The organism is Gemmatimonadota bacterium (genome assembly GCA_030747075.1).
In the GTDB taxonomy this organism is placed as follows: domain Bacteria; phylum ARS69; class ARS69; order ARS69; family ARS69; genus ARS69.
The window spans coordinates 1-22,485 of sequence record JASLLL010000013.1 but is presented as its reverse complement, the minus strand read 5'-3'; the positions used below and the strand labels follow the sequence as shown (position 1 = coordinate 22,485).

Annotated in this window: 21 protein-coding genes, 6 tRNA genes and 1 other RNA gene; all 28 read right to left on the bottom strand. The window is 64.7% G+C overall.

From position 1 onward, the window contains the following. Positions 1 to 32 precede the first annotated feature (32 nt). The gene (locus tag QF819_06030) at positions 33 to 881 is read right to left on the bottom strand and encodes an ABC transporter permease (protein MDP6802715.1); all 849 of its coding nucleotides are present in this window, start codon (positions 879 to 881) and stop codon (positions 33 to 35) included. Continuing rightward, the gene (rfbD, locus tag QF819_06025; protein MDP6802714.1) at positions 878 to 1,777 is read right to left on the bottom strand and encodes a dTDP-4-dehydrorhamnose reductase; all 900 of its coding nucleotides are present in this window, start codon (positions 1,775 to 1,777) and stop codon (positions 878 to 880) included. The genes QF819_06030 and rfbD overlap by 4 nt, the downstream gene beginning before the upstream one ends. Further along, on the bottom strand, positions 1,774 to 2,841 hold the full coding sequence (locus tag QF819_06020) for a glucose-1-phosphate thymidylyltransferase (protein MDP6802713.1): 1,068 nt from the start codon (positions 2,839 to 2,841) through the stop codon (positions 1,774 to 1,776). Before QF819_06020 ends, rfbD begins: the two co-directional genes overlap by 4 nt. Then, positions 2,838 to 3,656, bottom strand: coding sequence for a tyrosine protein phosphatase (locus tag QF819_06015; GenBank protein MDP6802712.1), 819 nt, complete (start codon positions 3,654 to 3,656; stop codon positions 2,838 to 2,840). The genes QF819_06020 and QF819_06015 overlap by 4 nt, the downstream gene beginning before the upstream one ends. Further along, complete coding sequence (gene alaS / locus QF819_06010) at positions 3,653 to 6,355, bottom strand: alanine--tRNA ligase (protein ID MDP6802711.1); 2,703 nt, start codon at positions 6,353 to 6,355, stop codon at positions 3,653 to 3,655. Before alaS ends, QF819_06015 begins: the two co-directional genes overlap by 4 nt. A 46-nt stretch (positions 6,356 to 6,401) precedes the next feature. Next, complete coding sequence (locus QF819_06005; protein MDP6802710.1) at positions 6,402 to 6,872, bottom strand: regulatory protein RecX; 471 nt, start codon at positions 6,870 to 6,872, stop codon at positions 6,402 to 6,404. A gap of 58 nt (positions 6,873 to 6,930) precedes the next feature. Continuing rightward, positions 6,931 to 8,031, bottom strand: coding sequence for a recombinase RecA (gene recA / locus QF819_06000; protein MDP6802709.1), 1,101 nt, complete (start codon positions 8,029 to 8,031; stop codon positions 6,931 to 6,933). Between the two features lie 107 nt (positions 8,032 to 8,138). Further along, the gene (locus QF819_05995; GenBank protein MDP6802708.1) at positions 8,139 to 8,651 is read right to left on the bottom strand and encodes a CinA family protein; all 513 of its coding nucleotides are present in this window, start codon (positions 8,649 to 8,651) and stop codon (positions 8,139 to 8,141) included. Positions 8,652 to 8,681: 30 nt separating this feature from the next. Next, positions 8,682 to 9,176, bottom strand: coding sequence for a phosphatidylglycerophosphatase A (locus QF819_05990; protein ID MDP6802707.1), 495 nt, complete (start codon positions 9,174 to 9,176; stop codon positions 8,682 to 8,684). Beyond that, positions 9,173 to 9,772: a CDP-diacylglycerol--glycerol-3-phosphate 3-phosphatidyltransferase gene (gene pgsA, locus QF819_05985; protein MDP6802706.1), complete on the bottom strand. Its 600-nt coding sequence runs from the start codon at positions 9,770 to 9,772 to the stop codon at positions 9,173 to 9,175. Before pgsA ends, QF819_05990 begins: the two co-directional genes overlap by 4 nt. Next, the gene (recR, locus tag QF819_05980) at positions 9,769 to 10,377 is read right to left on the bottom strand and encodes a recombination mediator RecR (protein ID MDP6802705.1); all 609 of its coding nucleotides are present in this window, start codon (positions 10,375 to 10,377) and stop codon (positions 9,769 to 9,771) included. The genes pgsA and recR overlap by 4 nt, the downstream gene beginning before the upstream one ends. A 2-nt stretch (positions 10,378 to 10,379) precedes the next feature. Beyond that, a complete protein-coding gene (locus tag QF819_05975; protein ID MDP6802704.1) occupies positions 10,380 to 10,691 on the bottom strand; it encodes a YbaB/EbfC family nucleoid-associated protein in 312 nt (103 codons plus the stop codon). A gap of 1 nt (position 10,692) precedes the next feature. Further along, a complete protein-coding gene (dnaX, locus tag QF819_05970) occupies positions 10,693 to 12,555 on the bottom strand; it encodes a DNA polymerase III subunit gamma/tau (GenBank protein ID MDP6802703.1) in 1,863 nt (620 codons plus the stop codon). A gap of 36 nt (positions 12,556 to 12,591) precedes the next feature. After that, positions 12,592 to 12,691: signal recognition particle sRNA small type (gene ffs / locus QF819_05965), an RNA gene on the bottom strand. A 40-nt stretch (positions 12,692 to 12,731) separates the two neighbouring features. Next, a tRNA-Ala gene (locus tag QF819_05960) sits at positions 12,732 to 12,807 on the bottom strand. A gap of 46 nt (positions 12,808 to 12,853) precedes the next feature. After that, positions 12,854 to 12,943: transfer RNA gene (locus tag QF819_05955), tRNA-Ser, on the bottom strand. Positions 12,944 to 13,006: 63 nt separating this feature from the next. Beyond that, positions 13,007 to 13,096: transfer RNA gene (locus QF819_05950), tRNA-Ser, on the bottom strand. Positions 13,097 to 13,098: 2 nt separating this feature from the next. Beyond that, entirely contained in the window at positions 13,099 to 13,632 is a 534-nt protein-coding gene (gene tadA, locus QF819_05945; protein MDP6802702.1) for a tRNA adenosine(34) deaminase TadA, read from the bottom strand. 24 nt (positions 13,633 to 13,656) lie between these two features. Then, a complete protein-coding gene (locus tag QF819_05940; GenBank protein MDP6802701.1) occupies positions 13,657 to 15,690 on the bottom strand; it encodes a tetratricopeptide repeat protein in 2,034 nt (677 codons plus the stop codon). 19 nt (positions 15,691 to 15,709) lie between these two features. Beyond that, complete coding sequence (locus tag QF819_05935) at positions 15,710 to 17,176, bottom strand: alkaline phosphatase family protein (GenBank protein ID MDP6802700.1); 1,467 nt, start codon at positions 17,174 to 17,176, stop codon at positions 15,710 to 15,712. A gap of 103 nt (positions 17,177 to 17,279) precedes the next feature. After that, positions 17,280 to 18,137 carry a NosD domain-containing protein gene (locus tag QF819_05930; GenBank protein MDP6802699.1) on the bottom strand — a complete coding sequence of 286 codons (858 nt, stop codon included), beginning with the start codon at positions 18,135 to 18,137 and terminating at the stop codon, positions 17,280 to 17,282. A 68-nt stretch (positions 18,138 to 18,205) separates the two neighbouring features. Next, positions 18,206 to 18,282: transfer RNA gene (locus QF819_05925), tRNA-Arg, on the bottom strand. 22 nt (positions 18,283 to 18,304) lie between these two features. After that, positions 18,305 to 18,396: transfer RNA gene (locus QF819_05920), tRNA-Ser, on the bottom strand. 73 nt (positions 18,397 to 18,469) lie between these two features. Further along, positions 18,470 to 18,555: transfer RNA gene (locus tag QF819_05915), tRNA-Ser, on the bottom strand. A gap of 37 nt (positions 18,556 to 18,592) precedes the next feature. Continuing rightward, positions 18,593 to 19,654 (bottom strand): tRNA 2-thiouridine(34) synthase MnmA, encoded by a 1,062-nt coding sequence (gene mnmA / locus QF819_05910; GenBank protein MDP6802698.1) that lies wholly within the window; start codon positions 19,652 to 19,654, stop codon positions 18,593 to 18,595. A 17-nt stretch (positions 19,655 to 19,671) separates the two neighbouring features. Continuing rightward, the gene (gene hflC, locus QF819_05905; GenBank protein ID MDP6802697.1) at positions 19,672 to 20,613 is read right to left on the bottom strand and encodes a protease modulator HflC; all 942 of its coding nucleotides are present in this window, start codon (positions 20,611 to 20,613) and stop codon (positions 19,672 to 19,674) included. Beyond that, positions 20,610 to 21,629, bottom strand: coding sequence for an FtsH protease activity modulator HflK (hflK, locus tag QF819_05900; GenBank protein MDP6802696.1), 1,020 nt, complete (start codon positions 21,627 to 21,629; stop codon positions 20,610 to 20,612). The genes hflC and hflK overlap by 4 nt, the downstream gene beginning before the upstream one ends. Positions 21,630 to 21,704: 75 nt before the next feature. Next, positions 21,705 to 22,485: hypothetical protein (locus QF819_05895; GenBank protein MDP6802695.1), on the bottom strand; the 781-nt coding region annotated here is incomplete at its 5' end.

The following is a 22,485-nucleotide window of genomic DNA, read 5'->3' as shown; positions in this document are numbered from 1 at the left end:
TCTCCGACGCCTGTTCCGCTACGCGCGGGCTGTCAGAGTCGGTATGCATACGCATTCGACTTTCGTGCGAAGTACCCGAAACCTGCGAGAAGGAAACCCAGCGACCATGCGACTCCAATCAGAATGCTCTGACCGTCCGGGAGAGTCCCGGTGTGAACGGGGGATCGGAACAGTTCAATCAGATGATAGGTCGGCATACACCAGACAACCCGTCTCAGCTGCTCCGGCAGGATGTCCAGCGAGTAGAAAATCCCGGACAGATACATGGCCAGCCGCAGGAGAAACCGGAAAATGTTCTCCATGTCTCCGAAGAAAACCGACCATGCGGACACCAGGAGCCCGACACCCAGCGTGAATGCAGACGCCAGCAGAATGGCGACCGGCACGAAGAGCAGCGCGGGAGTGAACTGGCATCGGAAGATCACCATGAACACCATCAGTGGAATGATGGACGCCACCAGGTTGACGAAACCGGTGCCGACCGCCGCCACCCCCATCGTCGCCTTGGGCATGTACACGCGCCCGAGGAGCGCCCGCCCGTGCAGGAAGTAGGTGATCGCCTGAGTGCTCGACTGCGAGAAGAAATTCCAGATCACCAGCCCGGACAAGATGTAGACAGGGAAGGCCTCCACCCGATCCCGGATAATCGCGGAATACACGGCAGCCATCACGCCCATCGTGAGGAGTGGATCAAGGAGAGTCCACGCCAGTCCCAGGAATGACCGCTTGTACCGCGAGGTGACATTCCGCTTCACGAGCTGTACGACCAGATGGCGAAATCGGAACAACTCACTCAGTTCGTCGATCGCCCGGCCGCGCCGAACCGCCGAGTCGTAGTCCGCGCGCCCGGCCGCGATGACTGCCGCGCTGTCTTCCGTCATGCCGCACCTTCCTTCGCCATTCCCGCAAAGCACCGGGCCAGCCCGTCTTCCCACGACGGCATCGGATGAATCCCCGCATCAGCAAGCCGGGAATCCAGCAACACGGAGTTCGCGGGGCGGTGAGCCGGTCGGGGGAAGTCCGCACTCGTCACCGCCTTCACTTCGACGCCGATTCCGGCCGCCGCAAAGATGGCGCTGGCGAAGCCGTGCCAGGTGACCGAACCGGTGTTGGTGGTGTGAAATGTGCCGCTCCCGCCTTCGATCGCGAGATCAAGCAACACCCGCGCAAGATCTCCCGCAAAGGTCGGTGAACCCAACTGGTCGTCGACCACGGCCAGGGAATCCCTCTCCCGGCCGAGACGCAGCATCGTGCGGAGGAAGTTCGCACCGTGGCCCGCATACAGCCAGGCGGTCCGCGCAATGGCACCCGCGTCCCCCAGCGAACGGACCGCTTCCTCCCCGGCAAGTTTCGACCAACCGTAGACGGAAAGCGGACCGGGCAGATCGTCCTCGCGGTACGGGCGGTCGAGGTCTCCCGGGAACACATAGTCCGTGGAGACATGGACGACGCGCGCCCCCGCTTCCCGGCACGCCTCCACGACATGCGCCGTGGCCCGTCCGTTCACAAGAAACGCCTTCGAAGGATTCGACTCGCAGCCATCCACATCCGTCCATGCGGCGGCATGGATTACCACATCCGGTCGCGCCGACCCGATCTCCCGCATCACGGCTTCTCGATCCGTCAGGTCAAAGTCCGGAAGATCCCACCCGGTGAACGGCACGCCCCGCGCCGCAGCCTCTGCACCCAGCTCCCTCCCGAGCATGCCCGCGCACCCGGTGGCCGCCACGCGAACCGTCGCCTGAGATGCGGACTCACCGCCTCGTTCGGCGCTCATCGGGGGACCCGGACCTCGGAGTTGTCGCCCACCATGAACCGGTACGCCCGGGGACGGACGGCGGAAGAGAGGATGGTGGCGTTGCGCCCCACAAGACTCCCTTCCATACGCCGGTCCAGATCGTGGACGCGCCCGCCCTTCAGGATGATGGAGAACTCCACCTCCGACGAAAGCACTTCGCACTGATCCGAAATGGATGTGAACGGCCCGACATAGGAGTCCTTCACGACCGCACCCTCTCCCAGGATAAGCGGCCCGCGAAGTTCGGAGTTTTCCACACGCGCCCCCTTCCCCACGACGACCTCTCCGATGATACGGCTCCGATCGTCCACTTCCCCGTCGATGCGTCGCTCCAGACTGCTCAGCACAATCCGGTTGGCTTCCAGCATGTCCTCCAGTTTCCCGGTGTCCTTCCACCAGCCACGAATGACATGGCTGCGTACATCGAAGTCGTGGTCGATCAGATACTGGATGGCATCGGTGATCTCCAGTTCTCCCCGTGCGGAAGGCTGGATGTTGTCCACCGCCTCGTGAATGCTCCGGTCGAACATGTAGACGCCCACCAGCGCGAACTCCGACTTCGGCTGCGCGGGTTTCTCTTCCAACCCGACGACCTTCCCGTCCGCAATCTCCGCCACCCCGAACTCCGACGGGTTGGGCACGCTCGCGAGGAGGATCTGCGAGTTCGGGCCGTCTCGCCGGAACTCGTCCACCAGTGGGGTGATCCCGTCCTTGATGAGGTTGTCGCCCAGAAACATCACAAATGGATCCTCGCCGAGGAAGTCCCGCGAGACCTTGACGGCGTGCGCCAGTCCGAGCGGATTCTCCTGCGGGATGTAGGTGATCTTCACGCCGAACGCGGACCCGTCCCCCACGGCCGCGCGAATCTCCGCACCCGTCTCCCCCACCACGATCCCGATCTCCTCGACCCCCGCGTCGCGCACGGCTTCAATGGCGAAGAAGAGGATCGGCTTGTTCGCGACCGGCACCAGTTGCTTGGCACTCGTGTGCGTGATGGGTCTCAGTCGTGTTCCCTTCCCTCCGGAGAGAATCAGGCCTTTCACTCTCGATCTCCTTGCTCGGTCTGGCCCCGCCCCCGCCCGAACATCCGGTCGAAGAGCGATGCTCCTCCGCTCAGCCGATCCGAATCCGGGCTCCGAACTTCTATCTTCTCCCCGCGCAACACGGCCCGGGGGGTATCGCGTACCATTCGTGCTGCTGCATCCGCTCCCACGATGTCCGCCGCCGCCGCCTCTCCCGCGCTCAGGCAGAACGGGCGTCGGCTGAGGTCGTGTGCATCCGAGCCGAGTATCTGCACGGCTCCCGCAGCCAGAAGTGTCTCCGCCGCCAACTGTGCATCTTCGCCAAGCAGTCCTGTCAGGCTGGAGGCATTCACCTGCAGCATGGCTCCCGCATCCAACCAGTCCACCACAATCTTCGGCAGCAGCTGAACTTCCCGATTCCGCTCCGGGTGAGCGATCACAGGGATCCGCCCCCCCTGCCGAAGCCGGGCGAGACCCTCCGCCAGAGTCTCCGGGACCCGCCGAAAAGAGAAGTCCATGAGTACATACGGGCCTTCCGCCAGAGGGATCGCCCGCGATGCAAACTCTGCGGGCTCCATCTCCCCGTAGTAGTTCTCCGCACCGGGGTGAATCTCCAGAGGAATCCCCTCGGCCGCAACGAGTTCTACCAGACGATCCCGCTCCGCGCGAATGCTCCCGGAGTCTGCGGAGAACAACGAGAAGAACCCGAAGTGCGAAGTGGCCGCCACCTCCTGAATGCCCATGTCCACAGCCGCTCTCGCCATGGCCAGCGCCTGGTGATCATCCGCGGCACCATCGTCGAGTCCGGGGAGGATATGGCAGTGCAGATCGATCACGAGGCGCTCTCGCTCATGAGTGCCTCGACGATCCCCGGAACCTCCTCCAGCGCACCGGGAAGTCCGGCCACATCCCGGCCTCCGGCCGTCGCCAGATGAGGCTTCCCTCCGCCTCCGCCACCCACGAGCTCGGCCACGCGCCCGACGAGATCTCCGGCTTTGATCCGCCCCTCCTTGACGAGATCGTCCGAAACCGCGGCGGCCAGCGCGACCTTCTCGTCAAGGGTGGCACCGAGCACCACCACTGTGCGCTCCGCAGACAGACGAATCTCGTCCGCAAGATCCCGCAGCGCCCCCCGCTCCGAAATGGGCGCAACTCCGGCCACGACGCGCGTTCCCGAAGCCTCCACCGCGGCCGCAACCAGCCGGTCCGCCACACTCCCGGCGGCATCCCGCTCCAGTTCCTCAATGCGCGCTTTGAGGTTGCGGGTCTCCTCCTGAAGGTCTCCCAGCCGGGCCAGTACATCCGCAGGAGCGGTTCGAAGCACTCCGGCGATCCGCTCCAGTTCCGCACGCGCCCGCCAGGCCGCCACCACCGCCGGGCTCCCCGCGAACGCTTCCACGCGACGGACTCCCGACGCCACGGACCCCTCTGCAACCAGCGCGCAATACCCCAGGTCTCCCGTGGACGCCACATGCGTGCCACCGCACAACTCCCGGGAAGGCCCCATGCCCACCACGCGCACCGTATCTCCGTACTTCTCCCCGAAGAAGGCCAGCGCCCCGGCGGCCCGCGCGGAATCAGGATCGGTCTCTTCCGTGGAGACGGCGTGGTTTTCGCGAATCAGTTCGTTCACGCGCGCCTCCACTTCCGCCAACGCGGCCGGTGCCACGGCTTCCGGGTGGCTGAAGTCAAACCGCAGCCTCTCCTGCCCGACGAATGAACCCTTCTGCGAAACATGCCCCCCCAGCACCTCGCGAAGTGCATGGTGGAGAAGGTGCGTGGCGGAGTGGTGCCGCTGGACCTCCTCCCGTCGTGAACGATCCACGCTCTGCGTGAGCCGCATCCCGGGCGACAGTTCCCCCTCTTCCACGCGCCCCATGTGCACGATGAGGCTCCCGCCCGCGGTACGCCGCGTGTCCTCAACGCGGACCCGAACTCCATCCCCGGTCAGTTCCCCCGTGTCTCCGACCTGACCGCCAGCCTCGCCGTAAAACGGCGTCGACTCCATCACCAGTGCAACCGGGTCTCCTTCGGAGGCTCGGTCCGCTTCTTCCAGCCCATCTCCCGACCATCGCGCCATCGCCAGGACCCGGGCCTCGCCCTCCTGCTCCGCGTACCCCGTAAAGCGCGTCTCCCCCAGCACCGCACGCCGGGAGGCATAGAACCCGTCCAGCACGGCCGGGGCTCCACCGCCCTTCCAGCTCTTCCGGCTGCGTTCCTTCTGTCGGGTCATCTCGCGCAGGAAGCCGTCCTCGTCCACCTCATAGCCACGACGAACGCCTACCGAAGCGGTCAGTTCCAGCGGGCACCCGTAGGTGTCGTAGAGGCGGAAAGCGACTTCGCCGGAAAGAATGCGTTCCCCCTCCGGACCGAGCGACCAGACCGATTCATCCTCCAACTGGTCCTCGAGATCCGAGATGCGGCGCATCCCCTCTTCCACCGTCCGCCGGAAGAGTGCCTCTTCCTGCGCCGCCGCCGTGCGCAGCGCGTCCTCCTTCTCGGCAAGGATCGGGAACGCATCCGACATGGCCTCCACCACGACTCCGGCGGCCTCCGCAAGAAACGGTCGATCCACGCCCAGGAGAACCCCCTGGCTGACCGCGCGACGCATGATCTTCCGCAGGACATAACCGCGACCCGTCCTGTCCGGAAGGACACCGTCCGCAAGGAGAAGCGCGGTGGCTCTCGCATGATCCGCGATCACCCGCATGGAGACCGCGTCGTCGGAGTGCCCGCCGTCGTACGCACATCCCGTCACCGAACTCACGCCCGCAAGGACCTGCGCGAAGAGATCTCCCTCGTAGTTGGAGAGCTTGCCCTGCACCGCCGACGCAATCCGCTCCAGCCCCATCCCCGTGTCGATGGACGGCGCGGGCAGAGGCGTGAGCGCTCCCGCTGAGTCCCGGTTGTACTGCATGAAGACCAGATTCCAGATCTCCATCCAGCGATCACCCTCGTTGACGGAGCCGTCGAGCTGCGGCCCCAGATCGTAGTGGATCTCCGAGCAGGGTCCGCACGGCCCGGTGTCACCCATCGACCAGAAGTTGTCCTCTTTCCCGAATCCCAACACACGATCCGGCGAGCACCCGGTAAGACGCGGCCACATCTCTCCCGCTTCCTCATCCGCCGGGAGACCGTCCTCTCCAGAGAAAACAGTGAACGCAAGTCGATCGGGAGAGAGCTTCAGCACATCGACCAGAAACTCCCATGCGAAGGAGATGGCCTCTTCCTTGAAGTAGTCACCGAAGGAGAAGTTGCCCAGCATTTCGAAGAGCGTGTGATGGCGCGGAGTGCGGCCCACCTCCGCGAGATCGTTGTGCTTCCCCGAAACGCGAAGGCAACGCTGCGAACTGACGGCGCGCGGACCCGGGGGCTCAGCCGCCCCGGTGAAGGCGTCCTTGAACGGAACCATGCCCGCATTCACGAACAGCAGTGTGGGGTCATCCACGGGGACAAGGGAAGCCGAGGGCACCACCGAGTGGTTGTGCGCCGCAAAGTACTGCAAGAACTCCGATCGGATTTCTGCCGTCTTCATGGGCCTTCCCCTTCCCGGGGCGCGACGCTGGGTCCTGCCCGCCCCATCACAACTCCCCTGCCCTCTCCAAAGGGGACTCCCTGTCCACAGCGAACCGGTCTATTGCCTCGTGAACCACCTCCGGAGGAAACCCCCGTCCGGCGAGAACAGACCACATCCTGCGCCTTGCCACATCCTTCGACACTGCGACAAAACGCTTCGCCCGCCCCTTCAGCACACGAACCGCAAGATCCGTCTCCGCCCCCGGTGCCAGTTCGGCGGAGAGCGCGTCCTCCACCACCTGCCGATCCACACCGCGGCGGAGGAGATCCCGCCGCATATGGATCGTGCCCCGGGGCGAGAAGTTCATCCGGTCCCGGATCCACGCCGCGCAGGTGTCCCGATCCGAAAGAAGCCCCAGTTCCCGCAGGCGCTCCAGCGCAGCCTCCTGCGCTTCTCCGGGCACACCCTTGCGATTCAGGTGCGAGCGGACCTCCGACTCGAACCGCATCCGGCTCCCGAGATAGCGAATGGCCATCTCGACGGGAGTCGCGGCCGGGGCCGCGCCTCCACTCCTGCCGCGTTTCTTCTTTCGGCTACTTCCCGGAGGGGGCACCGGCAACCGCAGCTTCCTCCGTCTCTACGGAATCCGACGCCGGAGCCTGGCCGCCGGGCGCGGGAATACCGTAGGCCTCACGGACCTTCCGCTCCATGGATGCCAGAATGTCCGGATTCTCCGTAAGGAACGCCTTCGCGTTCTCCCGGCCCTGACCGAGTCTCTCCCCGTCATAGGAGAACCAGGTCCCGGACTTCTCCGCGATCTCCTTCTCCGTAGCCATGTCGAGCACATCTCCCACGAAGGAGATCCCCTCTCCGTAGATGATGTCGAACTCCGCCTGACGGAACGGCGGGGCCAGCTTGTTCTTCACGACCTTCACGCGCGTCCGGTTGCCGATCCCGACCGTGCCGTCCTTGAGCGCCCCGATCCGACGGATGTCCAGGCGCTGCGTGGCATAGAACTTCAGGGCGTTGCCACCGGTCGTCGTCTCCGGGTTGCCGAACATGACGCCGATCTTCATGCGGATCTGGTTGATGAAGACGATGCAGGTCTTCGACTTGGAGACCGAACCCGTCAGCTTCCGCATGGCCTGCGACATGAGGCGCGCCTGAAGCCCGACATTGTGGTCGCCCATCTCACCTTCGATTTCCGCACGCGGCACCAGCGCCGCCACGGAATCCACCGCGATGATGTCCACTGCAGCCGAGCGCACGAGCATGTCCGTGATCTCCAGCGCCTGCTCGCCCGTATCCGGCTGGGACACAAGGAGATTCTCCACATCCACGCCGAGCGCCTGCGCGTAGGCAGGATCCAGTGCGTGCTCCGCATCCACGAACGCCGCGGTTCCACCCGCCTTCTGAGCTTCGGCCATCATGTGCAGTACCAGAGTCGTCTTCCCCGAAGACTCCGGCCCGAACACTTCGACGATTCTCCCGCGTGGCACGCCGCCTATGCCCAGCGCGACATTCAACGACAAGGAACCCGTGGAGATGGCCGGAGGCCCACTTTGCGCCTGCCTTGGATCTCCGAGGCGCATGATGGAACCTTTGCCAAAATGCCGTTCGATCTGTCCGACTGCGAGGTCCAGCGCCTTGTCCCGGTCCTTGGGACGGGCGACCTCTCGCTTCCCGCCTTTCATGCACATCCTCCCGTTGATGTCGTCCATGTTCACAACAGGTCGCCCCCTCGCAAGAGGGGTGCACCCCGTCGCTCCACTGTTCGGTCCGCGGGGAACGAGCCGATCCGCTACAAGCGCGACCGGAGCCTACGATACGCGATTTCGAGCGCCTTGTTGACGCTTCGTTCCCGGACAGCGCCCCGATCCCCGGAAAACCGGAACTCCCGGGCGGTCGTCCCGGCAGCATCAGAAATCGCAATCCAGACAGTCCCCACCGGCTTGCCGGGAAGTCCTCCGCCGGGGCCCGCGATGCCCGTGACCGCAAGGCTCAGGTCCACTTCAAACGCCCTGCGGCAACCCTCGGCCATCTCCCGTGCCACCTGGGAACTGACCGCACCGTACTGCTCCAGCGTCTCGTCGGCCACCCCCAGTCGGGCGACCTTGATCCGGTTGGAATACGCCACAACCCCGCCCGCGTATACCGCGGACGCGCCGGGCACCTCCGTGATTCTCGCCCCAATCCCGCCTCCGGTGCAGGATTCCGCCGTTGCGAGGGTCTCCTCCGCCCGCTCCAGTTCCCGAACCAGGACCCGCTCCAGCGCCTCTTCAGAAGGTGTGTTTTCTCCCGCCGTGCATTTCATTTCCCGCTCCAGCACGCGGTGCGCACAGCGCTATCCTCCCAGCCCCGGCATCAGGGCAAGAAGGCCTCGCAGCGCCAGCGCCGCATAGACACCCGCGAAGACATCATCCGCCATCACCCCCCACCCTTCCTTCCACGACTGGCTGACGCCCGCCGGGAACGGCTTCACAATGTCGAAGAACCGGAAGAGGAGAAAACCCGCGACCAGAACCCCCGGATCCGGACGAAGCCCGGCAAGGGTGATCCACTGGCCCAGCACTTCGTCGAGGACGATGGGTCCGCCGTCTCGACCGAACTCCTTCTCCGCGCGCGTGGAGGCCACTACGCCGAGAGCAAACAGCCCCACAAGAAAGAGCCCTCCGGCGAGGGTCGGGAACGATCCGTCCGCCCCCAGAGGAAGCGCGGGCACCGCCACATAGAGCGCCACCGCAAGAAGGCTCCCGGCGGTCCCCGGGGCAACCGGGAAAAAGCCCGTCCAGAACCCCGTGGCCAGTACGCGCAGAACGCCATCCACGAGGCGCTTCAACGCGATGGCCTCGACGGCGAAAAGACCCGCCGGTTGCGCCAGAAGTAGTCGGCTCCGGAACCGAAGGTCACCGCGGTCGCCAGGACCAGTGCTACCAGAAGGAGTGTGCCGACCGGCGCGATCCCCGGGGACTTCCAGTACGCGGGCGACGGGTCGACGAGCGCGCGGGCGGACATCAGCGCCAGCAACACAAACACCAGCGTCATCTGGCTGATGGTCTTCCACTTCCCGAGGCGACTCGACTCAATGGTCACACCGCGCCGCCCCGCAAGGACGCGCAGCAGCGTGACCGCCACTTCGCGGCCGAGGATGATGGCCACCATCCACGACTTCATGGAAGGCAACCCGATCGCCAGGAACGAAACATAGGCCACGCCCACGAGAACTTTGTCGGCAATGGGATCCAGGATCTTCCCCGTGCGACTGATCCACCCGTGCCTCCGGGCAAGATGTCCGTCCCATGCGTCGGTGAGGGCCGCTACGGTGAACACGAGAAGTGCCAGCCAGAGCGATGGGGCCGTCTGGCGCAGGAGGAGCACGACAAACACCGGAGACAGCACCAACCGCAACAGCGTGAGTTGGTTGGAGATGGTCATTCGCCCATCCTCTCTCGGCTCAGAATGGCCCGGCCCAGCGTGGCCTGATCCGCAAACTCCAAGTCCCCGCCGACCGGAATCCCCCGCGCAATCCGCGACACACGGCAGCCCAGCGGAGCCAGCAGGCTGTGCAGGTAAAAGGAGGTTGCGTCGCCCTCGGTATCCGGGTCCAGCGCCAAAATGACTTCGCGAATGTCCGACTCCCGCATTCGCGCGGTCAGTTCCTTCACGCGAAGCCCCTCCGGTCCCACGCCATCCAGCGGAGACAGCACGCCGTGCAGCACATGATAGCCGCCGTGATATTCGCCGGTTCCTTCGATGGCCAACACATCACCCGGTTCCTCCACCACGCAGATCAGATCTGTGACGCGGCGGGAATCTGCACAGATGGCGCACGGGGAGGACTCGGTCACATTCTGGCAAGTCTCGCAGAATACCACTCTTCGTTTGACCGAAAGCAGAGCCGCCGCGAACGACTCCGCATAGGATGCCTCTTCCTTCAGCACATGGAGCGCAAGGCGGCGCGCGGTCTTCCGACCGATCCCCGGAAGGCGGGCGAACTCTCCCGCAAGAAGCGTGAGTGCCTCGGACCCCAGTTCCGCCATGCCTACAGCATTCCGGGCGGGAGCCCCATGCCCCCGGCGAGTCTTTGCATCTCCTGCCCCATGAGTTCCTGCGTGCGGCGCTTGCCCTCATTCACAGCGGCCACCACCAGATCCTGCAGCATCTCCACATCCGTCGGGTCCACGACTTCCGGGTCGATGACAATCGAATGGAGCACGCCATCCCCGCCCATGACCACGCGAACCATGTTCCCGCCGGCCGTGGCCTCCACGGTCCGTCCGGCGACCTCTTCCTGCAGCGCGTTCATCTTCTCCTGCGCCTTTTGCATCTGTTTCATCATCTTCTGAAGATCCAACTCATCCTCCAATCTCAGTGTCACCCGGGAGCATCTGCCCACCGAGTTCATTCATGATCCTGCGCAACCCGGGGTTCTCCTGAAGCAGGTCTCCGGCGGGACCACCGCTCTTCGTTCCAGCCTGCCCTGACGGGCGCGACGCCACGACGCCGGTACGGACGCGACAGGAGACCCGCCGCCCGACGATCCCTTCCATGGCCTCCTCGATCACGCCGAGGTTCTCCCGACGTCCCACCATCCCTTCGTAGTAGTTGTTGTCGAACACAATGGAAAAAGCTTCGTCTTCCAGACCTCCCAGCATCCCATGCTCCAGAAACGATGCCAGCATCATCTTCCGACCGCGGACGGCCTTCAAGAGCTCCTCCCAGAAGGCCGGAGCGGAAGAGGAACCGGGAGCGGCAGGTTCGCGGCGGTCGGGTGGAGAATCCATGCTCGCCACCGGAGGGGCCTCTTCCGGTGGCGGCGCATCTTCCGGTGGCGGGGCATCTTCCGGTGGCGGGCCGTCCTCGCTCCGCGGCGGGGCATCTTCCGGTGGCGGGCCGTCCTCGCTCCGCGGGGACGCATCTTCCGGTGGCGGGCCGTCCTCGCTCCGCGGGGGCGCATCCGCCGGGGGGGGCGCGTCCTTACGGACGCGTGCCTTCGGGGCGGGCGACGGCACCGGAGCCGGCGTTTCCGCCGGACGAGGAGGGTCTCCGCCATCATCCCCCCCGCCGAGCAACGCTTCAAGCGCCTCCAGACGCGCCAGCAGTTCGGAGATCTTCCCGGGGTCTTCCAGACAGCACATTCGCGCCACGGCCACTTCCAGCACCAGCCGCGGGCGCGCCGACCGGCGCAGATCCGACACGGTGCGGTTCGCCAGTGTAAGAAGTGCCGTCACACGCTCCGCTGAAAACGCCGCAGCCACCTCCCGAAACGCCTCTACCAGATCCTTCCGAACACCGAGTAACGCCGCGTCCTTCCCGGCCGTCGACGCGACCAGGAGATCCCGAAAGGTCCGCGCGAGGCCCAGCGCGATCCGCGAAGAATCCATCCCCCTGTCCAGAAGCCCCTGCACCACCTGAAACGCCCCGGCTGGATCCGAGCGCCCCACCGCGCGGGCGAGGTCCAGATAGACCTCTTCCTCCGCTTCGCCGAGAAGTTCGCGGAGCACTTCGACCGTGATGCTTCCAGCGGCCACGGCGGCCGCCTGGTCCAGCAGGCTCTCCGCGTCGCGCAACCCCCCATCCGCCTGACGGGCCAGTTCGTGCAGCGCGGACTCCTCCACACGGATCCCTTCCTTCTCCGCAAGACGGCTCAGCAACGACACCATCACATCCGCCGGGATGCGATGGAAGTCGTAGCGCTGGCACCTGGAACGGATCGTCGCGGGGATCTTGTGGACTTCCGTCGTTGCGAAGACGAAGTACACGCCCGGCGGAGGTTCCTCCAGCGTCTTGAGAAGCGCGTTGAAGGCCTCTTTGGTCAGCATATGAACTTCGTCGATGATGTACACCTTTGCGCGGCCGGAACTGGGCGCGTAGCGGGCATTCTCGCGAAGGTCCCGGATCTCATCGATTCCGCGGTTGGACGCGCCATCGATCTCCAGAATGTCCAGACTGCAGCCGTCAATGACCTCCCGGCAGGCCGGGCACTCATTGCACGGATCCACGATCGGCCCGTCCGTGGCCTTTTCGCAGTTCAGACACTTGGCGAGAATCCGGGCGGTCGTTGTCTTTCCGACGCCGCGCGGCCCGCAGAAGAGGAAGGCGTGAGCCAGTCGACCGGAGTCAATGGCGTTGGCAAGCGTGCGCGTGATGTGATCTTGACCGACGACCTCGTCGAACCCCTGGGGTCGCCACTTCCGAGCAAGCACTTGATAGGCCATGAGCAACTCCCGCTGAAGGAAGGAGTCCCTGGAGGCGCCGGCCAGGCAACCCTGCGGCACCCGAAAAGATCTGCTGAGCGCTGCTGCCTTCCGGCCCTGACGCGGTTCGCAGGTTTTCGCTGCACAGGACCCGACACGACGCCCCGCAGAACGCCTCCGGATTCCTCCCGGAATGATGGTGGAGATGAGCGGGCTCGAACCGCCGACCTCCTCGTTGCGAACGAGGCGCTCTCCCAGCTGAGCTACATCCCCACTTCTTCCGGCCCACCCCCGGTCGCAAATCCGGGGGCGGTCTTCATGGCGGAGAGAGAGGGATTCGAACCCTCGAGGACGTTTCCGCCCTACGCGATTTCCAGTCGCGCCGATTCAACCGCTCTCGCATCTCTCCGCGTCTTGCCCTGCCTGTCGTGCGTCCCGGACCTCATGCTCCGGGATGCCCCGGCCTCCGCGCTGGCGGAGAGAGAGGGATTCGAACCCTCGGTACCCTCGCGGGTACAACGGTTTTCGAGACCGCCCCATTCAACCGCTCTGGCATCTCTCCGTTCAGTCCTCGCGCGCCCTTCGCTCCCGGAACCATCCCGACAGAAGCTCGGAGCAGCGATCCTCCAGAAGCCCGGATCGAACACGGACCTCCCCGAGGATTCCCTCGCCGAACAAATCGAAGCGCGATCCCGCCGCCCCGAGTCGCGGATCCCAGGCGCCGAACACCACCCGCGCAATCCGCGCCAAAACAATGGCCCCGGCACACTGAAAACACGGCTCCAGCGTGACGAACAGCGTATCACCGTCCAGTCGCCCGGCACCACCGGGCTCATGCGCATTTCGAAGCGCAAGCATCTCCGCGTGCGCACACGGGTCCGCGTATTCGCGCATCCGATTCCGCCCGCGACCCACCAGTTGCCCGTCTCTCACGACGACTGCGCCGACCGGCACCTCGCCCGCGTCCCCGGCCTCCTGAGCCAGCTCGATGGCGTGCTCCATCCAGCGTTCGTCGCTTGTGTCTGGCCCGATGGGATTCCCTCCGGAAATGCCGGGACGGTCGGGGCGAAGGTAGCGAATGACGCGGGAAGTTGTCAAGAAAGCGCCCGCACCCCGGGCTGCCTACCCGCCCCGGGCGTCCCGGATCGCCTGTTCCACGGCCGGTGCACCCGGCGCGAGTTGCCGCGCCTTCTCCCACATTCGCTCGGCGGCCTCCGTGCGCCCCTGCCGCGCATAGACCTTCCCCAGCGTCACGACCGCCACAATCTGCCCGGAGTCCATCCGCAGTGCCTCCAGCGACTCCCACTCCGCCTCCTCCAGAAGCCCTGCCTCCAGATACGCCAGCCCCAGGCGGCTGCGGACGAACGCCGGCTCGCCGATGCCCCCCTGCACAAGCCTGCGATAGCTCACGATGGCCTCTTCGAAGCGCCCCGCCGTCAGGTAGGTGGCCGCCTGATTGACCAGCGAGAGCTCGTGGTCCGGATCCGCCGCCAGGCTTCGCCGGAACTCGCGCAACGCGCTCTCCCAGTCGCCCTCCCGGGCGGAGAGGACGCCCAGATCGCATCGGACGACCGCTTCGTACCCCGGCGACAGCTCCAGCACTGTTCGGTAGTGCTCGCGGGCTGCGGAACTCCGGCCCGTCTGCGCGAGACAGTTGGCCAGGTTCAAGTGCATCCTCGGATCCGACACGCCGTACGCAATCGCGGCCTCGTATTCGCCAATGGCGGCGTCAAAGTCTCCTTCACGTCGATAGAGATTCGCAAGATTGGACCGATGGAACGGAGCATCCTTGGCGACCAGAATCTCATTCATTCCCACGGCTTCGAGAACGCGCGCGTTCGTTCCGAGGAACAGAGCCGTCAGCGCAACACTCGCCGCGGCGACCCGAACCGGTGAGCCGGCACCAGCGCGGAGATCGCGGAGAAAGGCCACAAGCCCGGCCGCGCCAAACGGGATGAGCCAGGGGATCATCGGCAGGCGGAAGCGACTGCAGACGAAGAATGCCACGAGGACCACGGTATGGGTGAGAAGCAGAATCGCGAGAAGCCCCTGCTCTCTTCGGCGCCCCCCGCCACGGATCATCCCGTAGAGCGCGAACGGAAGCAGGACGGAAAACTGGAGAAGAAAGAAACGCAGGATGGGAGTGAACCGCCCGGCCTGGTCGCGGAAGTCCCGGTTGTTCCCGATCTCCGACCCGTTCCAGACATACACCAGCTTGCGCATCCAGAGTGCCGCGGTATCACGGGGGTGCATGCTGATCCACTCGAAGGTCTTGGAGTACCAGAAGCGGTCCACTTCTCTCACCGTGAGTTCCCGCCCCAGGATTCTCTCGGCGTGCAGCCGTGCCGCGGCCTGCATGGTGTCGCGATAGCGTTCCTTCTCGATCGAGATCTCCGCCTCCGCGGCACCGGGCGCCAGCGCGGACTTCCCGTCCGCCGTGATGGAGTTGCCGATGTAGAAGTTGATCCCGCCCTGTCCCCCCACGGGGATCGCCTCTCCGTGAAGGACGAGGTTCCGCACGGCCACGCCCCCCGGGCAGAGCAACACCGCCGCAACGAAGAGCATCGCCGCCCCGCGCCCGAACCTCCGGCTTACCCAGAGCGCCGCACCGAGCGCGCCAACCAGGAGCGTACCGTGCGCCAGCCCCGCCAGCCCGAACAGAACCCCGGACGCCGCGGCTTTGGCGGGAAAGCGTGAATCCCTCCCCTCCAGCAGAAGGAAGACCGCCGCCGTCCCGAGGAAGGTGGCCAGCGTGGCGGTCAGGAGCTCCGCTTCGAAGTAGATGAACATCCCGAAGGTGAAGGCGAGCACGCCCGCAATCCGACCGACCAGCACCCCGTGCGTCCGAAGTGCGATCCGGTAGATCATCCACCCCTGCACCAACCCCAGCGCGAACTGCACGAGGCGCGGCACCAGGACTTCTGCCCCCCCGAACCACAGGAGCATCGCCAGGAAGTACGGATACAGAGGCGGCCGGAAGAGAGCCTCGGGTCCGGTGATCGGGTGCCCGGAAGCGATCGCCGCGGCGGTCTCGGAGAACCAGCCCGCGTCCAGGAAGAGGTGCCGGCCGAATGGAGACGCGCTGAGTTCGCGAAGATACTCAAACCGGAGAAGCCCACCGATGGCCAGCGCCAGCCCCAGAGTCCATCGCGTCATCCGGCGCTCCCGGAATGCGTCAGCGGACATAGCCGAGCGACTCCAGAACCTCGCGTTCGGCAGCAGGCGTCTCCACGGCCTGCGCCACGGGCGTCACGACGGTCCGCTCCCCGCGCACCACCGGCCGCGCCTCGAGCGCGTCGGCCCCGATGAGATCCGCCATGACCGTTCCGTCAAGATCCGCCGGAAGGTCCACCCCGAACAGCCAGAGAAGCGTGGGCGTCACATCCACAATGGAGAAGTGGCCCCGCGCGGCGTTCGGAGGAATGTGCGGCCCGGCTCCCCACAGGATTCCATCCGGTCGATGAAACCCGGAGAAGGTGTAGCCGGGCGGCCCGAATGCATCGCCCTCCAGACCGCCGCGTCCGACAAACCCGCGTGGCGCTTCCAGGAACACCAGGTCCGGCGCATTGCCCACCCAGGGACCGTGGAAGAGTTCGTCGCGCAGGTGGATCTCCTGCACAAACGGCGCACCCGTCGTGGGATCCACCAACGCGGTCAGGCCTTCGCGAACCTCCTCCAGCACGCGCTCGGACGCTTCTCCCGGCGGGACTGTGCCGCGAAAGTCCCGGTCGCGCTGATTCACACGAACCAGTCCGCCGAAAGGTCCCGGGGCCACCGCTCGAACAGAACTCCGCGCGGGATGCTCCCGGTCGATCTGCACAAACCCCTCCTGAACCAGCCACGACATGAGCCGCAGTTCGGAATGGATCGGGCCGAATCCGTGGTCGCTCATGACAAGGATGTCCGTCTCCGGGCCGGCAAGGTCCACCAGTTCCCCGACCACGGAGTCCATACGAATCCAGAGATCCCGGATGGCGCTCCCGAATCGTTCGGCCAGCGCGGGATCGTATTCCGGGTGCTCGGGATCCGTGAACTTCCAGAAGAAGTGCTGCACCTTGTCGGGGCCGGTAAACACCACCCAGAACAGATCCCACTCCTCCTCGACGAGAAGCGCCTCCGCGACGGCGGCGTGGCGGTCCAGTGTCTTTCGAAAATGCGCGAGGAGCTGTCCCTCCGCGCCGGGCTGGATGCTCTCGCCAAACAGATCCAGCGGATAGGGAGCCACCCGCTTCTCCAGCTCGGGCGGAGAGGTGTATCCCGTCTGCGCCGCCCCGAAGGGAAAGCCGGAGATCATGAAGCCGTCCACCTTCTCAGGCGGGAAGGTCATGGGGATATTCATGATGCCGGTTCGAACCCCGTTCTCGTTGAGAACTTCCCAGACAGGGTCGGCCCTTCGATCGAGGGAAGAGGTAAGGATGGCCTGCGGCCCGGCGGCTGTCGCATGAAAGAAATCGTAGATGTTGTGCTTGCCGGGATTGACCCCGGTGAAGGCGGTCGTCCATGCGGGCGGCGACACCACCGGCAATACCGACTCCAGAACACCCCCGCCCCCCCGACTCCGCAGGGCGGCCAGATTCGGCAGTACGCCTTCCTGGATGAGTGGGTCAAGCACGGCGAAAGTAGCACCGTCCAGGCCGATCACGAGAACGCGCGGACGTTCCCGGGAGCCGCCGCATCCTGAAGCGCCAAGGACTGAGGCGACGAAGACCGCCAGAATCAGGGCGGACTGGAGGGATACCGCCCGGCTAGTGAATCGCTCCGGTTTCCGGCGGGCAGGACTCAAGGGACTCCTTTCCATTCTCAGCCACCCAGGGCGACCAGATCACAGGCCCGCGGAAGGAGAGACTGTCGGGGCAATCCGTCCCCCAGAAGTTGAACGGGACGCTCAAGGTCATCGGTTTCTTCGTCCGAATGCTGAACTCCTTCAGATAGGAGCTGTTCCTGATATTCCCGCCACGGTTGTGATGAATCCGGTTGGCGGAAGAAAGACTGCCGCCGATGCTGGGGTTCGAGTGTTCCGTCACGAAGATCCCCACCGAGTTCCGCACGACTTCGTTGCGCAGGATGCGCGGGCTGGAACTGGTGACGGACATCCCGTTGATGCATCCGGAAATGGTATTGCCGATGATTGTGCCGCGAGATTCGAAGAGGTAGATCCCGTTCTGGCAGCCGGAGATTACGCAGTTCTCCACGCGAAGGTCGCTGTACTCGGACCGAATCCCGCTCCATCCATTCTGGAGAACGCAGTTCCGCACGGTCAGGAACGAGTCCTCCGTATGCAAAATGCCCTCCGCAGCCTCCACGCCATCCAGCGTGAAACCGTCCACGACCGTCAGGCTGTCCGTCTGCTTTGCCTGGATCACCCAGAAGCGATCGTTCCGGAGAGTAGTCACCTCCGGACCCCCTTCAGATATGAGCCGAATCCCCGTCCGGAGACGAAGCTGCGGGTAGAGACCCGGAGCCACGAACACGGTGTCCCCATAGGCTGCGGAGTCCACAACATCCTGTAGATACGGCGCGGCCTCCACACGAAGCCGGGCCGCATCGGCGGGGGCTGCCATGGCAAAGAGGAGAAGAAGGGCTGCCGGGGTCTTGAATCTCATCTGCTTTCTCCGCGTCGATCCCCGGTCTCCGGAGAGTCCGAGGCTAGAGTGCAATCATCAGGATGGCATGGCGCGCCCAGGAGGACTCGAACCCCCAACCTTTTGGTCCGTAGCCAAACGCTCTATCCAATTGAGCTATGGGCGCGCACCACACCTTCCCGAATCAGTGGCGGAGAGGGAGGGATTCGAACCCTCGAGGAAGATTTCTCTCCCTAACCGCTTAGCAGGCGGCCCGATTCAGCCACTCTCGCACCTCTCCCTGTCATTCCGGGCGGAAGTCTCCACCCCGGCCCGGGACACCGCCCCCTCCGCTCCCGGACACTGGAGTCCGGTGGCGGAGGGAGTAGGATTCGAACCCACGGAGCTTTCGCTCAACGGTTTTCAAGACCGTCGCCTTCGACCACTCGGCCATCCCTCCCCGGGAGCCGGACATTGTACGGTGAGAGCATCTCCTGTCAACCCTGAGCGATGATTCCTCCGCCCGCCACGGCATCCTCGTCATACAAGACGGCGGACTGACCCGGGGTGATGGCCCTCTGGGGTTCGTCGAACTCCACGACCGCCAAGCCCGGGGAGGGAAAAGAGACGGAAGCGGGAGCCGCCGTGTGCCGGGACCGGATCTGAACGAGGAACCGCCCGTCCCCCCGATTCGTCGGGCGGCGAACGGCCCGAAGAACCGCCTGGCTCGCGAATAGCCCCGCCTCCGGCCCCACGACAAGGCGGTTCTGCACCGCGTCCACGCGCAGGACATAGACCGGCTCCCCCAGCGCCACGCCAAGCCCCCGGCGCTGCCCGACGGTATACCGGGCCGTGCCGCGGTGTGTTCCCACAACCTCCCCCGCCTCCGTCACGATGTCCCCGGGTGAGAGCGTGTCCGACAGGCGGCCGGAGTCTCCTTCGCGGGACTCGAGAAACGCCCCGAAGTCCCCGTCCGGAACAAAGCAGATCTCCTGGCTGTCCGGTCGATTCGCCACACCAAGCCCCTCCTGCGCAGCGACCTCCCGGACCTCATCCTTGGCGAAACCTCCGAGCGGGAAGAGCGCCATCTCCAGGTCCTGCTCGCCGACACGCCAGAGCATGTAGCTCTGATCGCGGGTGCGATCTACCGCGCGGAGAATGCGCGGGGCGGGCCCGGAACGGTCCACACGGGCGTAATGCCCCGTGGCGAACGCTCCGCAACCCAGGTCCCGCGCCTGCTTCGCCAGCGCAGGAAAGCGAACGGCCTGGTTGCACTCGACGCACGGGTTCGGGGTGCGGCCTTCCAGATAGTCGCGGGTGAAAGGGCCGATGACCGACTCGTCAAAGGGGTCCTCGGAATCGACCACATAGTGCGGAAAGCTCAGGTGCGAAGCGAGGCTTCGCGCCGCTTCGATTGACTCCAGGGAGCAGCACGACCGTCCGCCATCGGGGTCCTCCCCGTAGCACCAGTTCTTGTGCGTGACCCCCACGAGATCACGGCCCTCCCGAGCCAGCAGGAGGGCCGTGACTGCACTGTCGACTCCTCCGGAGAGGGCCACAAGAACGCGCACAATCGCTACGGGTTCGAGCTTCCGCGAAGGAAGCGGTAGAAGTCCCCGTCGGTGGAGAGAACCAGCACATCCTCCTCGCCCATCGTAGAGCGGTAGAGCTCCAGCGTCCGCAGCAGGTTGTAGAACTCCGGCTCCTCCCCATAAGCCGATGCATAGACCCGCGCGGCCGTGGAATCCGCAATCCCGCGAATCCCCTGCGCCTGGCGATACGCACCCGAGGCAATCCTCTTCAGCTCTTTCTCTTTCACGCCGAGAATCTCCGCACTCCGACCCTGCCCCTCCGAGCGAAGCTTGTCCCGGATCTTCTGCCGTTCCGAGATCATTCGCTCGTAGACCGAGCGCCGGACATTCTCCACATAGTTGATCCGCTTGAGACGCACATCGACCAGTTCGATCCCGAAGGCCCCGGTCTTGATCGAAGAACGCCGGAGGACTTCATTGGTGATCGCCTCGCGACCCACGGAGATTTGCGCGGACTTTGCCGCTTCTTCGCCGGCGGCTACCTCCGCCGTGACCGTGAACTCCCGGTTTTCCGAGCGCACCACTTCGATGAGGTCCACATTGGCGATGGCCTTCCGGGTCTCCCCGTCCAGGATGTCATCCAATCGTGTCTGGGCACCACGCTCGTCCCGAACCCGCTGGAAGAAAAGCAACGGATCCTTGATGCGCCAGCGTGCATAGGTGTCCACCCAAATGAACTTCTTGTCACGAGTGGGCATCTGGTTGGCGTCGCCGTCCCAGGCCAGCCAACGCCGATCAAACCGATTCGCGGTCTGGACGAACGGGATCTTGAAATGGAGACCCGCCACGACAACGGGTTCTCCCACCGGCCGACCAAACTGGGTAATAATGACCTGCTCGGTCTCGGAGACGACATAGAGAGTACTGCCGCCCACGACGAACAGCATCAGGAGAACCGCTAGAAGACCCATTTTCCCCGGAGTCATCTTGCACCTCCCGTCTCCGTAAGCCGGTTGATATCGAGAAGCGGCAGCACCCCGTCCAGCGATTCATCCAGGACCACCTTCTTGCCCACTCTGGGGAGAACATCCGCCATGGCCTCCAGATAGAGCCGGTCGCGGGTCACTTGGGGAGACCGCTTGTACTCGGCCAGAACGGAGGCAAAGCGAGAGGCGTCCCCCTCTGCCGTGTTCACGCGGTCGATGGCGTAGCCATGCGCCGATTCGATCAGAGCAAGCGCCTCACCCTCGGCCTTGGGAATCTCCCGGTTCAGTTCCGCCTGAGCCATGTTGATCAGTGTTTCCCGTTCCTGCACGGCCTGATTGACCTCGTTGAAGGACGCCTTCACTTCTTCGGGCGGGTTGACATTTTGAAGGGCGACCATCTGGACATCCAGTCCCAGTTCGTACTGCGAGCAGAGTTCCTGCAGCTTGGTCAGGCACTGGTCCTCGATCTCCTGCCGCCCCACTGTCAGCACTTCGTCCACGGAGCGGTCCCCGACAACCGACCGCATGACGGCTTCGGACATGTCGCGGAAAGTCTCCCGCGCGGCACGCACCCGAAAGAGAAACGCCACCGGATCGACGACCTTGTACTGCACGATCCACTCCACATCAGTAATGTTCAGGTCCCCGGTGAGCATGACCGCTTCCGCACGAGATCCCCGGTCCCGGATGTACTCGGAACGCTGGGCCGCGGCGGTGGTTCGGAATCCGAACTCTTCCTTCAGTTGCCTCTGCACGGGAACACGCACATAACGCTCAATGCCGAATGGCAATCGGATGTGCAGGCCTGGGTCCACTTCCCGGACATACTGTCCGAACCGGAGCACAACCCCGACCTCTTCCGGTTCTACCGTAAAGAAGGTGGTACGAACGGCTCCGAGGCCCAGAAGCACCAGCACAATCGGAATGATCGGGAGACGCATCGACGGACGATCCCCCTTCGGTTTGAGGACATTCCTCAGGAACTCCTCCACATTGTCTGGATTCGGGGTACTCACGACACCCTCCTGTTTTCGGACCTGAAGCTGACCGCCGGGATTCCGGCAGAATCGGCGGTCAGTCCAGACTCCGGGCTAATAGCCGTACTTCTCTTTCTGCGCCTTGAGCTCTCGAATCTTGATCAGTTGCTCCTGACGCTCGATCTGCTTGGTGGCGTAATCATTGAATCGTGGGTCATTGCACCGGACGGCGATTTCAAACTCGCGTTTCGCCGGATCGTACTCCAGCAGTTTCTCGTACGCCCGACCGAGGACGCAGTGCGCATGGGCACCGCAGTTCATGTCAAACCCAAGCCCCTGCTTCACACGCGTGACGGCCTCCCGGTATCGGCCTGCGTCGTTGAGGAGTTCGCCCAACTGATAGTAGTACCCGGCACGATCGGACTTCACGGAGATCAGCTCATCGTAAAGCTGAATGGCTGCGTCCACCTGGCCCGTTTCCGTGTAAGCCGTCGCCAGACCCCGAAGAGCGTTGAAGTAGCTGCGGTCCGACGGATCTGTCCCGACCGACTTGTGGTAGTCCAGGATGTGCACATAGTGTGGAGCGGCCCGATCAAACGCCCCTCCCCAGCGATACGCATAGGCGACACGACCGTGAGCCCAGCTCTCCCACGCGGCATCGTGTCCGTGGGCCGGGAGCGCCAGAAGGGCTTCGTAGGCCGCCGCGGCTTCCGGGAAAAGCCGCCGATCAAACAACGCAGCCGCCAGGTTGTCGTAAGGACGGGGATCGTCCGGAGACACTTCCACCCCCCGGCGAAACGCTTCGATTCCCTCCAGCTCGTACCCGCCCGCAAGATACGCCTTCCCGAGCTGGATGTACGGGTCCGCCGAGTCCGGGCAGAGCTCCATGGCGTGC